1 protein-coding gene is annotated in these 222 nt (G+C 59.9%); it reads right to left on the minus strand.

Annotated elements, in window-relative coordinates; genetic code table 11:
- Positions 1 to 222 (minus strand): hypothetical protein (locus H8K43_RS18835; RefSeq protein WP_186905272.1); only part of this gene is annotated, 222 nt, incomplete at both ends.

The following is a 222-nucleotide window of genomic DNA, read 5'->3' on the forward strand; positions in this document are numbered from 1 at the left end:
GATTACCGGCCCAGGCTTGCGCGACGCGTACCCAGCAACTGCTGTTGTGATTGCGTTTGCCGTAGCGGTCCCAGGGGAACTGGATTTTAATGCGGCCGTAGACGTCGGTGTAGAGGTTGTTAGCAGCGGTGTCAGGATCAGGGCCGGTCACACGTGCGACTTCGGGGCCTAGGCTGCGTGGCTTGGCTTGTGTCAGTGCGGGACGCAATATGCAGTTACTGG

This window comes from Cognatundibacterium curvum, from assembly GCF_014284235.1.
GTDB classification, from domain to species: domain Bacteria; phylum Pseudomonadota; class Gammaproteobacteria; order Burkholderiales; family Burkholderiaceae_D; genus Undibacterium; species Undibacterium curvum.